This window comes from Thalassobaculum fulvum (assembly GCF_014652915.1).
In the GTDB taxonomy this organism is placed as follows: Bacteria; Pseudomonadota; Alphaproteobacteria; order Thalassobaculales; family Thalassobaculaceae; genus Thalassobaculum_A; species Thalassobaculum_A fulvum.
Genome location: NZ_BMZS01000009.1, coordinates 214,985 through 226,458 on the forward strand (window position 1 = coordinate 214,985; position 11,474 = coordinate 226,458).

The 11,474-nt window shown below is 72.0% G+C and carries 13 protein-coding genes; 3 read left to right on the forward strand and 10 right to left on the reverse strand.

Going from position 1 to position 11,474, the window contains the following annotated elements; all coding sequences use genetic code 11:
• Positions 1-87: 87 nt before the first annotated feature.
• Positions 88-972, forward strand: a complete 885-nt coding sequence (locus IE246_RS19165; RefSeq protein WP_268245285.1) for a sulfotransferase family protein — start codon at positions 88-90, stop codon at positions 970-972.
• 139 nt (positions 973-1,111) lie between these two features.
• On the opposite strand, the gene IE246_RS19170 is transcribed toward IE246_RS19165, so the two are convergent.
• The 10 genes from IE246_RS19170 to IE246_RS19215 form a co-directional block, all read right to left on the reverse strand.
• Entirely contained in the window at positions 1,112-2,263 is a 1,152-nt protein-coding gene (locus IE246_RS19170; RefSeq protein ID WP_189992640.1) for a glycosyltransferase family 4 protein, read from the reverse strand.
• A 48-nt stretch (positions 2,264-2,311) separates the two neighbouring features.
• Positions 2,312-3,070, reverse strand: coding sequence for a hypothetical protein (locus tag IE246_RS19175; protein WP_189992642.1), 759 nt, complete (start codon positions 3,068-3,070; stop codon positions 2,312-2,314).
• A 74-nt stretch (positions 3,071-3,144) separates the two neighbouring features.
• Positions 3,145-3,804: a TIGR02466 family protein gene (locus IE246_RS19180; RefSeq protein WP_189992644.1), complete on the reverse strand. Its 660-nt coding sequence runs from the start codon at positions 3,802-3,804 to the stop codon at positions 3,145-3,147.
• Positions 3,801-4,529: an acylneuraminate cytidylyltransferase family protein gene (locus IE246_RS19185; protein WP_189992646.1), complete on the reverse strand. Its 729-nt coding sequence runs from the start codon at positions 4,527-4,529 to the stop codon at positions 3,801-3,803. The genes IE246_RS19180 and IE246_RS19185 overlap by 4 nt, the downstream gene beginning before the upstream one ends.
• A complete protein-coding gene (locus IE246_RS19190) occupies positions 4,526-5,215 on the reverse strand; it encodes an NTP transferase domain-containing protein (RefSeq protein ID WP_189992647.1) in 690 nt (229 codons plus the stop codon). Before IE246_RS19190 ends, IE246_RS19185 begins: the two co-directional genes overlap by 4 nt.
• Entirely contained in the window at positions 5,212-5,895 is a 684-nt protein-coding gene (locus tag IE246_RS19195) for a glycosyltransferase family 2 protein (protein WP_189992649.1), read from the reverse strand. The genes IE246_RS19190 and IE246_RS19195 overlap by 4 nt, the downstream gene beginning before the upstream one ends.
• Entirely contained in the window at positions 5,892-6,398 is a 507-nt protein-coding gene (locus tag IE246_RS19200) for an SAF domain-containing protein (RefSeq protein ID WP_189992651.1), read from the reverse strand. Before IE246_RS19200 ends, IE246_RS19195 begins: the two co-directional genes overlap by 4 nt.
• A gap of 14 nt (positions 6,399-6,412) precedes the next feature.
• Positions 6,413-7,297: a shikimate dehydrogenase family protein gene (locus IE246_RS19205; protein WP_189992653.1), complete on the reverse strand. Its 885-nt coding sequence runs from the start codon at positions 7,295-7,297 to the stop codon at positions 6,413-6,415.
• A 2-nt stretch (positions 7,298-7,299) separates the two neighbouring features.
• On the reverse strand, positions 7,300-8,223 hold the full coding sequence (locus tag IE246_RS19210) for an N-acetylneuraminate synthase family protein (RefSeq protein ID WP_189992655.1): 924 nt from the start codon (positions 8,221-8,223) through the stop codon (positions 7,300-7,302).
• A 46-nt stretch (positions 8,224-8,269) separates the two neighbouring features.
• A complete protein-coding gene (locus tag IE246_RS19215; protein ID WP_189992657.1) occupies positions 8,270-9,190 on the reverse strand; it encodes an NAD-dependent epimerase/dehydratase family protein in 921 nt (306 codons plus the stop codon).
• 96 nt (positions 9,191-9,286) lie between these two features.
• On the opposite strand from IE246_RS19215, the gene IE246_RS19220 reads away from it, so the two are divergent.
• Together IE246_RS19220 and IE246_RS19225 are read left to right on the forward strand one after the other, a co-directional pair.
• The gene (locus IE246_RS19220; RefSeq protein WP_229837383.1) at positions 9,287-10,459 is read left to right on the forward strand and encodes a class I SAM-dependent methyltransferase; all 1,173 of its coding nucleotides are present in this window, start codon (positions 9,287-9,289) and stop codon (positions 10,457-10,459) included.
• A gap of 29 nt (positions 10,460-10,488) precedes the next feature.
• Complete coding sequence (locus IE246_RS19225; protein WP_189992660.1) at positions 10,489-11,472, forward strand: FkbM family methyltransferase; 984 nt, start codon at positions 10,489-10,491, stop codon at positions 11,470-11,472.
• The last annotated feature ends 2 nt before the right edge of the window (positions 11,473-11,474 follow it).

Here is an 11,474-nt window from a genome sequence, read left to right on the forward strand (position 1 = left end):
CGCGCATTGCGCTTGCCGGAGCGGGCCGCTGCCCCGTAGACAGAGGCCAGCGGCTGCCGGCCGTCGCCGGGCCGTCGGAGGAGTCGTATGCCCCGAGACCTGCAAGCAGAGCAACAGGTGCTGAGCCGCCTGCCGACGTTCTTCGTCGGGGGACTTCCGCGGTCCGGGACGACCTGGGTGCAGCAGCTCCTGAACGCGCATCCACAGGTCGTCTGCCTGGGCGAGTCGCACTTCTTCAACGATCTCGCGCCGTCCCTCGCCCGGGCCGCCCAGGGCTATGCCAAGCGCCGGTCCGAGGGGCACAACACCTGGGCGCCGACGGTCCGCGGGCCCGGCACCCAGGTGCTCACTCCGGTCTACCGTGCCGCGTTCGTCGCGCTGGTCCAGGAAAACCTCGACGGCCGCGACCCGAAGCAGCTCGTCACGATCGGCGAGAAGACCCCGGACAACATCATGCTGCTGCACCGCGTGTGGGCCGTGTTTCCGTCCGCCCGCTTCATCAACGTGATCCGGGACGGCCGCGACGGTGCGGTTTCCGCCTACATCCGGTTCCGCTCGAAGCTGCCGGAGACCATGACCCAGCTCGACTACGCGCGGGCCTACGGCGAAGGCTGGGCGAAGCGGATCAGGGAGGCGCGGGAGCTCGCCAAGGGGCGGCGCTACCTGGAGGTCCGATACGAGGACCTGCATGCGGACGGGGAAGCCGAGGCGGCGCGCCTGTTCGCCTTCCTGGGGGCCGACAGCGGGCCGGACAGCGTCCGCAGGGCGATCGAGACCGCCAGCTTCGAGAAGCTGTCCGGCGGTCGCAGCCGCGGGCAGGAGGATCCGGCGTCGCATTACCGGCGCGGCGAGGTCGGCGGCTGGGCGGAAGTCCTCACCCCGGCCGAGGTCGAGGCATTCGAGGCGGCCGCCGGCCCGATGATGGACACGCTCGGCTACGCGCGGGCGGCGGACCGGGCGAAGGGGTCATGACGGACGGGCCCGGGGTCGACAACTCGCCCGCTGCGCGGCTGTCCGAAGGGGGGACGCCCGCCGGCTGTCCGGTCGGCGCGAGACACACCGGCAACGTCATCCTCACCAGTACTTGCGCCGGGTTTGCCGTGGCGCGCGATCACCGGACGTCGCGGCGGAACAGGTCCCTGATCCGCGCTTCGGCGATGTCCGCCGCCCGCTCCCAGGAAAACGCCCGGCGGACGTGCGCCGAGCCGGCGAGGCCGCGCTCCTTCGCCGCCGCGCGGTTCTCGTAGACCTCCCGCATCAGGTGCCGCAGGTGCCGCCAGTCCGGCTCCGCCCACAGGCCGAGGTCGCCGTCGGCACGCTCGAAGAACGGCACGTCGACCGGCACCAGCCGGTGGTCGATGCGCCAGGCGTGCTCGCCGATGAACTCGGTCGGCCCGCTGTAGCCGGTCACGATGGTCGGCAGGCCGCAGGCCATCGCCTCGATCACCGGCAGGCCCCAGCCTTCCGCCCGGCTCGGGGCGACGAAGGCGTCGCAGGCGGTATAGATCCCCGCGAACACCCGGTGGGCATCGACCGGCGGCACCACCTTCAGGCGCTGCGGGTGCTTCAGGTCGAGGGCGCGCAGCTCGGCGCCGAGATCGAGGTCGAGCCGGCCGGCGTACAGCCCGGCCAGGACCAGCACCACGTCGTCGCGGTCGCCGAACTCGCGGTCGAAGGCCTGGACCAGCTCGGCCATGCCCTTGCGGCGTTCCCAGCGGCCGATCGCCAGGAACTTGAACGGCCTGGCCGGGAACGCGTCGACCGGCGGAACGCCCGGATGGAACAGCGCCGGGTCGACGCCCTCCGGCACCACGTCGATCCGCGCCGGGTCGAAGCCGTTGGCGGCGAACACGCGCTTGCCCCAGGCCGTGGCGGTCCAGATCCGGTCGGCCCGGCCGAGCGGCGCGAACCAGTCGTCCGGCAGGCGGGTCGACTCCCAGACCGTGTAGGCGATCCGCCGGCCGGCGGCATCGTCCAGCACGTCGGTCAGGCTGCCGTACAGCAGGGCGACGGTGGCGATCTCGCGCCGGCCGAACATGGCCGGGACGGCGGCCTTGTCCTCGGCGAGCGGGCCCGAGCGGACGTAGAGCGGGGTCGCCACCACCGGCAGCCGCCGCGACAGCGCGTCGAACAGCCCGCGGGTGTGGACGTTGTAGCCGAAGCGCCCGTCGAACCAGCCGATGGCGTGGACCAGCAGGTCGTTGGGCGGTGTCGCTGCGGCCTGCGTCGCGGCGGGCGGCGATTGCGGGAGCATCCGGATCATGGCCGCGCTGTCTAGCACCGGCACCGGCCGCTGGACAGCGTCACCGCGTCAGAAGTGTCCGTTGCGCAGGAGCGACCACTGCACGGCCCGCCGGTCGCTTCCGCGGGCGAGGGCGGGCAGGCCGTGGAACGAGGTGTCGGTGCGGGCGAACAGGCACAGGCTGTTGGCCGCGTAGGGCGCGCGCCCGGCCTCCTCGAACTGCGAGAAGTCGTGGCAGCGGCGGCCGTCGCAGCTGAGCGCCGGATCGAGCGGCCGGTAGAACCGGGTCCCCAGGTCGGCGCCGCCGCCGGATACCGGGAAGTAGACCAGGGCGGCGACCAGCCGGCCGTGGCTGTCGGTGTGCGGCGGCAGGACCATCGCCTCGGTGTCGCGCATCAGCTCGACCCGCGGAAAGATCCGCTGCGGCGTGATCGCCGGCCAGCCGCCAGGGTGGCGGCCGTCGTCCATCAGCGGCGCGAGGACGTGGGCGAAGGTGTCCAGCACGGTCTGCGCGACCAGATGGTCGGTCAGCACGGCGCGCAGCCGCCGGGTCGCCGGCGTCAGGTGACGGACCGGCACCTGGTAGGCGGTCAGCACCGCGGAACTGCGCTGGAACCCGGTCGGCATGTCGGCCAGGGCGGCGCCGACGCCGGCGAACAGGTCGGCCGGCAGGAAATCGGGAACGATCAGGTGGTCGAACGGGCCGCCGGCCAGGCTGCAAGACCGGATCCGCCCGACGACGTGCTCGACGTCGGACTCGAGCAGATCGTTCGACCAGGTCGTCGAATCGGCCAGCTCGAACGCGTCGAGCGCTGCGGTCGATTCCACTGCCCACCCCCTCTTCCGGTCATCCCGTCGAAAGGTTGTATAGCGGGGGCGCGGCGTTTGGCCAGTCCGGCGCTTCAGCCCGATTGGCCGCGATCGGCCATCAGCCGCAGGTTGAAGGCCACCGACACCCGCGGGCTGGTCCCGCGATACGGGTGCACGTAGTGCAGCAGCCAGCCGGGGAACATCAGCAGCATGCCCGGCTCGGGATCGACGATCAGCGGCGCGTTGAACACGTGGGTCGGCAGCGGCCCGCCGTGCGGTCCGGGCCGCGGGTCGACGAACTCGATCAGGCCGTCCCGGCTGCCCTCCGGCGCCGGGTCGCCGACGCTGACGTAGTAGACGCCCGAGAACACCGCCGGGGTGTGGTTGTGGATCGCGTTGTAAGCCCCGGCGCGGGCCACGTTGGCCCAGGCGCTGATCCGCATGGTCTGGTCGCCGGTCGGCTTCTTGTGCCGGGTCAGGACCAGCATCTTCTGGATGCAGGCGGAGATCCGCTTGCGCAGTTCCAGGATCGCCGGGTCGCCGGAGTCCAGCAGGTCGGTCGGCGAATGCCAGCCGCCGACATTGCTGAGCCCCATGCTCGGCTCGTTCGCCTCGCGCGCTGCGATGTGCTCCAGCAGCCGCTCGTTCAGCTCGGCAGAGTCGCCGAACCGCTTGACCAGCAGCGGGGTCGGAAAGGCGGAATGCAGGCCGTCCTCGAGGACGGTGCCGCGGCGCTCGTCCGAGGGGGTCATTTGCCGCCGTGCTTCTCGAACCACTCCAGCGCCTTCTCCGCCAGGTAGAAGTCGAAGGCGTCGTGGATGTCGATGCCGGACGCGGTGTCGTCGATCCCGATCACCTCGGCGCTGTCGCCGGTGCGGCGGCCCTGGCGGATCAGGTCGGCGCGCAGCGCCGAGGCGATGCCGGTGTCCTCGCGGAACAGCGGGGTGCGGGTCTGGCGCGGGCCGTACACCGCCATCCAGTCGAACACCCGCTTCCAGGTGCCGTCCTCGGTCTTGTACCAGAAGTTCTTGTGGGTCTTGTTGGCGACGAAGGCGCAGTCGATCTCCGGCCGGGTCTTCAGGATGCCGACCGCCTGGGCGATCCACTCCGGCTTGCGGAAGATGTCGGTCGGCTGCAGGAACACGACGATCCCGAACGGGCCGTCGATCGCCTCGGCGCGCTCCAGCGCGTCCTTCAGCACCGGTTCGGTCGGGGTCAGGTCCTCGGCCAGGCCGGGCTCGCGCATGAACGGGGTCCAGGCGCCGGCGGCCTCGGCGGCGGCCCGGATCTCCTCGTCGTCGGTGGTGACCAGCACCCGGTCGCAGACGCCCGACGCGATCGCGTGCTGCACCGAGTGGGCGATCAGCGGCTTGCCGCCGATCGGCCGCACGTTCTTGCCGGGCAGCCCCTTGGATCCGCCGCGGGCCGGAATGATGGCGATCACCCGGTCCGAGCCCGTCCCGCCTTGCGTGGTCATGCGCCTGCTTCCTCCAGTTGCGGCAGGCGGTCGGCCAGCGCCTCGGCGACCGCGAAGCCGGTGTCGTCGCGCACGTCGACCAGCGCCCAGGTCTGGTCGACGACCTCGAAACCGACGGCGTCGCCGAGCCGGCGGCCGTCCTCGAACAGGTGCGGGCGGGCCGCCAGGGCGAGCCCGACCATTTCCTGGAAGTACACCGCGTCGCGGCCGTCGCCGCCTTCCGACAGCGCCAGGATCTCGCCGTCGGCGGTCCGCCGCCACAGGTTGGCGGTGAAGCGGCGCACGCAGACCACGCTGTCCAGGTGGTCGCGGGCCGCCAGGTTCTCGGCGGTGCGCCGGATCAGTCCCTTGGGGCGGAACGGGTGGGTCGGCTCCAGCACCACCACGATCTCGGCGTCGCGGCCGCGGGCGACGTCGGCCAAGGCGTCGACGTAGCTCTCGGCGGTGCGGGCGTGCGGGACGACCCGGCCGCCGAAGCCGTCGGCCATGGCCCGGATGGCGGCGTCGTCGGTGGTCACCACGACCTCGGAGTCCGGCAGGTCGGCGACGGCCGCGTCCAGGGTCCGCTCCAGGCTGGAGCGGCCGCGGATCGGCGCCATCAGGCGCGGCGTGCTGCGTGCCGCCGACAGCACCGGGATGACGACCAGCGGCGGCTTCCTCAGGGGCGCGGTCATGGCGGCGGTCACTGCGGGCCTCCCGTGCGGATCACCTCGATGACCTCGGCCACCCGCTTGGCGCGGCCTTCGTCGCGGCCCTGGTGGATGCCGTGCTGGTGGTAGGCACGCATGCCGGGCTCGTAGACGATGTCGTAGCCGGCGGCGATCATCCGCTTGCCCCACTCGCGGTCCTCGACCCCGCGGATCTTCTCGTCGAACGGCTGGTCGCGCCAGATCGACTTGCGGATGGCGGAGTTGGCGTTGTGGAAGAAGTAGTCGAGGCGCTGGCGGACCCGCTCGTCGCGGAACGTGGTCCACAGGTCGCGGCGGTCGATCGCGCTGGTGTCGGGCAGCGGCTCCTGCCGGCCGTAGACCCCGCAGACCCGCGGGTCGCCCTCGGGGCCGAGATGGGCGTAGGCGTAGTCGGCCCACAGTTCGTCGACCGGCACGCAGTGCGACGACAGCAGCACCACCACGTCGTGCCTGGCCGCCTCGATGCCGATGTTGAGGGCGCGGCCGTAGGAGAACTGCTCGCGGGTGATGTTGGTCAGGGTGCAGCCATAGGCCTCGGCGACCTCGATCGTGCCGTCGGTCGAGTCGTTGTCGACCAGCACCACGTCGATGTCGGGTAGCCGCTGGCGCCGGATGGCGGTCAGGCAGCGGCCGATCCAGTAGCGCTCGTTCTTGGCGCGCAGCACGACGCTGATCACGAGTCACCTCCATCGGCACCGGCGACCGGCGGGACCCCCACAGGATCCTCCGAGATCATCCCGAAGTCGACCGCGACCCCCTCGGCCATGGCGTACATCGCGCGTCGGCCGACCAGGTCGGGACCGTGCTCGGCGCCGATGCCGGTCCCGCCGATCACCTCGGCCAGGTCGGCTTCGGTCAGCACGGTGCCGACCGGGATCGCGCGCGCCGCCACCAGGGTCCGGCGGCTGCGGCGCAGCAGGTCCAGGCGGGCCACGGGCGACGGCTTGAACAGCAGGTCGCCGGGCAGGGCGAGCCGGCGCAGCCGGTCGAAGGCGTCGAGGTCGGTGCACAGGAACGCCGCCCGCACGCCGTCGGCGAGCAGCGGCGGCTCGGCCATGTGGTCGGCCGGGATCACCACGTGGTAGCGCGCCGCCACCTCGGCGAGCGATGCCGGCGTGGCCTCGTCGACGGTCTCGACCGTCAGCTCCGGCGCGTCGGCGGTCAGCAGGATGCGGCGCATGGGGCGCGTCCCGGTCAAGCCGCCCGCATCGCCGCGCGGACGGCGTCCATCTCGAGCGCACCCGGAACGGCCTTGCCGAACGCGATCACCGCCTGGTCGAGATTCATGCCGAGGCCGTTGCGGGTCGCGAGGCCGCGGGCCGACGCCATCGCCAGCAGCGGGGTGACGTCGGGCTGGTAGATCACGTCGTAGACCGCCGCCGAGGCCGGCAGGGCCGCCAGGTCGGCCTCGGCGACCGGCGAGCCCTCGGGACCGGCGGCGTGGCCGATGGTGGTGGCGTTCACCAGCAGGTCGATCTTGCTCAGCACGTCGGCGCCGACCGGCCAGTCGGCCACCATCGCCCCGAGCCTCCCCGCGACCGTCTCGGCGGTGGCGCGGGTCCGGTTGGCGACGGTCAGCTCGGTGACCCGGCCGGCCAGGAACGCCGCGACCGCCAGCCCGGCGCCGCCGAGGCCCAGCACCAGGGCGCGGCGGGTCCGCAGGGCGTGGCCGCCGCCGACCAGCTCCTCGATCTGCGACAGCGCGCCGGCCCCGTCGGTATTGGCGCCGACCAGCGCGCCGCCGTCGCGGTAGATCGCGTTGACCGCGCCGATCCGGGCCGCCTCCGGCTCGACCCGGTCGAGCAGCGGCACCAGCGCCTGCTTGTGCGGCACCGCCACCGCCCCGCCGACGAACCGCGGGTCGGCCTTCAGGACCGCGACCAGGGCCGGCAGGTCTCCGGCGGTCACGTCCATCGGGTGCATGACGGCGTCGATGCCGGCGGCCTTGAACGCGGCGTTCCACAGCACCGGCGAGCGCGCGCCCTTCGACGGCGAGGCGCCGAGGATCGCGGCATAGCGCTCGGTCGCGATCTCGACGGCGTTGCCGATCGGCCCGGGGAATGCGGTTGCGCCCGGCATGGTCAGGCGTCGACCGTGCGCCCGATCGCCTCGGCCACCGGGCGGCAGGCCTTCATGATGTCGTCGAACTGCTCGAGGCTGGAGCACTGCAGCGGGTCGACCGCGGCGTTCTTCGGGTCCGGGTGGACCTCCAGCATCAGGCCGTCGGCGCCGGCGGCGATCGAGGCCAGCATCATCGACTTGACCCAGGGCTGCCAGAAGGTGGCGTGGCTCGGGTCCGACATGATCGGCAGGTGGGTGATCTCCTGCGCCGCCGGGATCACCTGCAGGTCGAGCAGGAACCGCGAGGTGGCGCGGTGGGTATGCGGGGCGACGACGCCGCGCTCGCACAGCACGATCTTGGTCGGCTGGTTCAGCCGGTCGTGCTCCAGCGCGATGTACTCGGCCGCCATCAGCCAGTCCCGCAGGCTGTTGCCGAAGCCGCGCTTCAGCATGACCGGCATGCCGGTCTTCCCGACCTCGGTCAGCAGCGGGTAGTTCTGCATGTTGCGGGTGCCGATCTGCAGCATGTCGCAGTTCTTCGCGACCAGGTCGATCTTCGAGATCTCCATGACCTCGGTCACGACCGGCAGGCCGGTCTCCTTCTTGGCGACCTGCAGCCACTCCAGGCCCTTCTCGCGGGTCTCGAAGAACTTGGCCGAGCGGTACGGGAAGGTCAGCGGCTTGAAGGCGCCGCCGCGCAGGAAGTGCGCGCCCGCCTTCTTGATGCCGATCGCGGTCTTCACGATCAGCTCCTCGTTCTCGACGGTGTTCGGACCGGCCATCACCGGCACCAGCTTGCCGCCGAACTCGACGCCGCCGCACTCGAAGGTGGTGCGGTGGTCGGGGCTCCGCTTGGCGACCAGCGGGATCTTGTTCTGGATGTCGTCCTCGGTCAGGTCCTTGCCCGGGAACTTGTTGTCGACGCCCATGTTGGAGCCGGTCATCGCCGTGGCCTCTTGTCGCTTTTGCACTTCCGGAAGGTTCGCAGTCTTATCGCGGCGGCCGCGGGGTCGCAATGCGTAACGCCGTCTCGGCGCCGAATCGAGTCAGTGCCTCGCCGGTGTCGTCGGCGACGAAACCGAGCGCTTCGGCGCCGGCCGGGTCGATGGTCGGCGACGGGTGTCCGGCCGGCCGCAGGTCGAGCCGGCATTCCACGCCGAGGCCGGCCGCCACCGCCTCGACCGCGGCGCGCACCGGGATCGGCGGGCGCGACGCCAGGGAAACCGCGCGGAAACCGGACGGCGGCGCGGCCAGCAGGTGCCCGACGAAGGCGGCGACCGAGTCGGCGTGCACCACCGCGTTGTACGGGCCGTCCGGGTTGAACACCGGCACCGTCTCGCCGGCGGCCAGGCGGGCGGCGATGGTGGCCGGGAAGTTGTCGTGGCACCCGGGGCCGATCACCGCCGGCAGCCGCAGCGCGACCGCGCCGGCCAGGCGGCCGTCGGCGACCGCCGCGGCGATCGCCTGCTCGGCGGCCAGCTTGGAACGGCCGTACGGCGTGTCGGGGTCGGGCCGGGTGGCGTCGTCGATGACCTCGACGGCCGGCCGGCCGATCGCGGACTGCGACGACATGTAGATCAGCGGTGCCCGGGTGCGCGCCGCCAGCGCAACCGCGCCGCCGGCCAGCGCGGCGTTGGTCGCGACCAGGACCTCGGGATCGCCGATTCGCGCCGGGATCGCGGCCGCGCAGTCGACCACGGCGTCGACCGAGAGCCGGTCCGGTGCCGGCCGGGTCCCGTCCCATCCCAGGGCCTCGACGTCGGGGCCGAAACCGGCCGGGACCGTTCGTCCGAGCGCGGTTACGCGGAACCCGGCGGCCGCCAGGACCCGCGCGATCCAGGCGCCGAGAAAGCCGCCGGCGCCGGTCACGGCCACCCGTCGGACGATTGTGTTGGATCGGGGCTGGGCCATCGCGGTACCTTCGGCGAATCCGGTTCGGCTCCCTATTAGCACGGGCTCGGCCGGGTCGCCCGGCCGAGGAAGCGAGCCGCCCACGAACGACCTTGCATGACCGAGCCCAGATCCGACGTCTGCCCCCTTTGCGAAGCTGATCGCGCCCCGGTCGTCTACGACACGATGGCCCAGATGTTCTGGGTCGTGGCGGACCCCGCTCTCACCGACCGTTTCGCCCCGGTACGGCTCCGGCAGTGCCGGACCTGCGGACACGTGTTCAATCTCGCGCTGTCGCCGGAGACGATCGCCGAGATCTACCGCCGGCAGACCGCGACCAACCGGCCGGTCTCGGCCGACATGCACAAGCGCTACCAGACCCTGCTCGACTTCCTCGGCCGAGAGCGCCTCGTCGGCAAGCGGATCCTCGAGGTCGGGGGCGGCACCGGCAGCCTGGCGCGGCTGCTCGCCGACCTGGGCGCCGCGGTCACGGTGGTTGAGCCGAACGACGAGCTGCCGGCCCTGCTCGGCGACCAGGCCGAGCGGATCCGGGTGGTGAACGACTTCTTCGGCCCCGACACCGTCGACGAGACCTTCGACGGCGTGATCTGCCGGCAGGTGGTCGAGCACATCGCCGACGTGCGGCCGTTCGTGCGGGCCCTGGGCGATGCGGTGGCGCCGGGCGGCTTCGCCTATGTCGAGGTGCCGACCCTGGAGTTCATCGCCGACGCCGGGGCGTACATGGAGGTGCATGTCCAGCACCTGCACTATTTCGACGCCGCGGCGCGCCGGCGGCTGCTGGCCGATGCCGGCCTCGAGGTGACCGGGTCGCTCGACATCATGCAGGGCCACGACGTCGGCATCCTGGCGCGGCCCGGGCGCCCGGCCGTGGAGGACCGCAACCCGGCGCCGAGCGCGATCGACCGGGTCGGCGACCGGCGGCGGGCGCACGAGGCGTTCCTCGCCGCCTTCGACGGCGCCCCCGACCGCACCGCGGTGTACGGCGCGACCTCGCAGGGCGTGACCTTCTACAACCTGTTCGCCGAGGGCGCGGCGCCGACGCGGTTCGTCGACGACAACCCGGACTACGGCGGCCGGTTCGCCTACGGCCGCGGCGGGACCGCCACCATCCATCCGCGCAGCGACGCGCTGCTGGCGGGGCTCGACCACGTCTTCGTCGGGGCCTACCACCACCAGGCGGCGATCTCGGCGAAGCTGAAGGACGACGGGTATCGCGGGACGGTCTGGTCGACGGATCCGCGACTGCCGACGATCGAGCGCGTCCGCTGATCCGGGCTCGCGGAGCCGAGGGGGCCGTCATGACAGAACCGGTTGCGCCTGATCTCTGGACGACCGCCGTGATGGACGCCGGCGGCCGGTACGGCATCCACCCGTCCTGGCGGGGCTACGAGGCGCCGATCGACTACCGCATGTTCGAACCCGAGCCGGTCGAGGCGGCGCGTCTGACCAGGAAGTACGAGGGGCATCCGGACATCGCCGTCATGCCGTTCGCGCTGGGGGCGGTGCCGGACACCACCATCGACCTGTTCATCACCGCGCATCACGGCTACATAGGCGCCACGCCGCCCAACCCGGCCAGTCTCTGGTTCGGCGAGGTGCGGCCGGAGGAAGGAACGGTTCAGGGGTCGATCACGGTGCCCGCGACGACGCTCGACGCCTATATCGACGCCAACGGGGGCCGCGCCGACTTCCTCAAGATCGACGTGGAGAGCCACGAGCTGCGGGTACTGGAGGGGGCCGGGCGCGCCCTCGACCGGGCGCTCGGCGTGCGGGTCGAACTGCAGTTCGACGACTCGTTCGTGGGCCAGACCGCCTCCTCGATCTTCCACCACATGATCGACGAGCGCGACTTCCGGCTCATGCGATTCGACTACGACGGCAAGGGACAGGCGCTGAGCTACCTGACCGTCGACGGCAACTACGGCACGTTGTGCGGCTGCGACGCCCTGTTCGTGCGCAAGTTCCCGTCGATCGAGGCCTGGGGCGGCGAGGAGACCGCGGCCGGGCTGGTCAAGCTGGCGGTGTTCGCGCTGCGCAATGGGATGCCGGATTTCTCGGTGGTGTGCCTGAACCGGCTGCACGCCACCGGCTGGCGTGTCGGGGACGAGGAGCCGGAGGTCCACCGCTACCTGCGCAAGCTCTTCATCCTGGCGGCGGCCCGGTTGCGGCTGCAATCCTGGGATCTGTACGATCTGGCCGTCGACGACTACCGGCGCTTCTTCGGCATGCAGATGCCGACGCGCCACGAGATCTACGAGAGCGAGTGGCTCAACCCGAACTGACA